At 37.1% G+C, this 2,767-nt stretch carries 1 protein-coding gene and 2 pseudogenes; all 3 read right to left on the reverse strand.

What is annotated here, in order from left to right; translation table 11 throughout:
* Positions 1–322: 322 nt before the first annotated feature.
* On the reverse strand, positions 323–736 hold the full coding sequence (locus tag QUA04_RS29230; RefSeq protein ID WP_190657739.1) for a nuclear transport factor 2 family protein: 414 nt from the start codon (positions 734–736) through the stop codon (positions 323–325).
* Positions 737–789: 53 nt separating this feature from the next.
* Positions 790–2,041, reverse strand: a pseudogene (locus tag QUA04_RS30130) (ISL3 family transposase).
* Between the two features lie 373 nt (positions 2,042–2,414).
* Positions 2,415–2,696, reverse strand: a pseudogene (locus QUA04_RS29245) (IS630 transposase-related protein); the annotation flags it as partial.
* Between the last annotated feature and the right edge of the window lie 71 nt (positions 2,697–2,767).

Below are 2,767 nucleotides of genomic sequence, written 5' to 3' on the forward strand. Positions count from 1 at the left end.
CGGATTGTCCACGGTTTATACCTCTCTCAAAACATGAGCCTAGTTTACTTTGACTTGTGTGTACACGGTAGCCTTATTAAGGAGGGAAACAAGAATAATCTTGCCTCCTCCCCTGATTCAATGGGAGGGTTGGGGTGGGGTGCTTTGTATTTTTGCAAGAGTTCTAATCATGACTCAAGTCCTTACTACAAACCTTTCGTTAGTACTGAGGACTTTATTCGTCTTTCTGGTATTTAGTCAATCATGACTAAAGTTCTCACTATAAACCTGCATATTTTCCTAAAAAACCAGGTTTATGCGTCTAACAACTCCCAGATAAATCTTATCGAAACTTCCGTTCAGATTCTTGAATCGGAACATCATTAATGCTAGCTTCACGTCTTCGCATTAACCCATTTTCTGCAAATTCCCACTGTTCATTACCATAGGCGCGATACCAGTAGCCAGAATCATCGTGCCACTCATACTCAAATCGAACAGAAATCCGATTGTCTGTAAAACTCCACAGTTCTTTCTTTAAACGGTAATCTAATTCCTTTGCCCATTTTCGTCTTAAAAAAGCCTTGATTTCTTCCCGGCCGCTGAAGAACTCGGCACGGTTTCGCCACTGAGAATCTTCCGTATAAGCTAAGGCTACTCGTTCTGGATCGCGGGTATTCCAGGCATCTTCAGCAGCTTGAACTTTGGCTTTAGCCGTTTCCAACGTAAAGGGCGGTAGAGGTGGTTTAGTTTCCATCAGCTTTGTTTTTTGTGGTTATAAAGGGGATCTTCAGTCGCTAGTATGCTAAACTAACACTCAAACTGCCAAGTAAGCAAACATCTAACTCGGAAGTTTTCAAAGTTTCTAAACCCGTAAGCAGAACGTTTAATCAAATTGAGTTTATTATTGATGACTTCGACAACACCACTGGTAGTCTTATAATCGAAGTAAGCAATAATTTTTTTTGATCATAAATAAAGTTGTTCTGACTATAGGAAAAATATTTCTTAGCTCCTGACAACCATTCTCCCAGTTTCAACAAACCGACTAATCAATTATTAGCAGTCTCGAAAATTATTCTGATTTCTTATTTTAATTTATGCATACTTTTGAGAGTATAAGATACATCTTTAACTTGCATTAATTTAGCGTTTTGCTCTTCATTTATATCGGATTCGTTCTTCAATAACACATATTTAGTTTTCTTCAATCCTTCTAAAACTTTCTCCTTGTCTGCTTTGTCTTCTGACGATTCTGCTTTTTTAATTAAATCTTCTACCTGTCTCTTCTCTCGCTTACGCATGGGCATCTAATTCCTTATTTATTTGTGCCATTACATGAAATCTGTCGGCGACCACCTGAGCATTTTGCCTTTCTGTCTCTCACTAGATTTCTGTAACCTTTCCACAAATCTATACTTACTTCTTGTATTTGCTCTAATACCTCTTTAGCCCATCCGAGCAGGACTTCCCTAATTTCTTCTTGTTTCCTTCTATCCCTTATCCCAATTAGCACGGGACTTCTCTAAATCTCTTAATACTGCACAGTTTTTTTTTACTTTAATTAGATATATTTCATCTATCCCTAATCTCTTCCACTCGCTAGGCTTGGCTTTCAAGTATTCTTTCGATGCGGATTTTAACATCCTTTCTATTTTTTCTGTTGTCACCACCCCTTTTTTTGCTACGCTGTGGATATCGTTCTATAACACTTCTTGGATTATTTTATTGATATTCCTAGCCGTTTTGTTTAGGTTCTTCTTTGTCTGACAAACTCCAACTCTTCACTAAATGGCTTGAAACATTTTTCACATTTAAACTGTCGTCTGTTGATTTCTAAAAATACCAAGTTCTCTCCCCAAGGTAAATCTTTGACTAGGTATCTATGATTTTGATGTAATCTATGACTGTTTTTTCCACAACGTGGACAGTTACTTTCCTTACCGATTCCTTTCCCCTATAAAATTATTCCAATCCCTTCATGCTGACGATGTGAGATTACTTTTACTCCCTCTATATTCAACAGCTTTGTTAAAAACTTTATCTCTTTTTTCGTTCTCATGGCTGTTCAATCCACGTAACCCCTCTAGCTTTTGCTTATATTTAATAATAAATGAGCTGACTCTATCAACCCCCGTAATGACTCTCCCAGCTATTTTGCTAGCTTCATTTGTCTTTCTTTCCTGGCGCCAGCTATTCATTTAGCATATTAACTAATGAAGAGCCATAATTATTTAGTTCAAATTTTCAAATCTGCCAGCTACCGCTCAAAATCTAACACCCATCTCTTGTGAAATTTATCCGGATTTTAAAAATTTATAAATTCTTAAAGTTTTGATTTAATCTGCTTAAGTGGGGTTAAAGTTAAGAATTTTAAGAAGGTTTTTTTAGTCATTTATTAATGCACAAATTCATCTTTTTGTCAAATTAATTTAGATGCGTTTACCCTGGTTTCTCTCCTGGTAACCCCGTTCTTTTTTTTTCTCCTTCATTTTCATTTCTTTAAGAGCATAAGATATGGCACTTGGTCTTACCCCAAACTTCTTGGATCTGTCGATCAATCTGGCATCTGGATTCTCTTTTACATTTTTTTCTAAGGCTTGACAATCTAGTTTTCTCTTACGCCTTTTTACCTTTGTGGCTCTCAGGTCTGTCCGACCCAGCCACCGATATATCCTTGCCACAACTACCTGAAAAAGTCCGGCCGCTTGCAATACGGTTTACTTAAGGCTTGGGAGGCTTTAAGATTTTAAAAATAGGAGGATTAGTTTTTATTCCAGTACCTCTG

This window comes from Microcoleus sp. S13_C5 (assembly GCF_036700845.1).
Taxonomy (GTDB): Bacteria; Cyanobacteriota; Cyanobacteriia; order Cyanobacteriales; family Microcoleaceae; genus Microcoleus.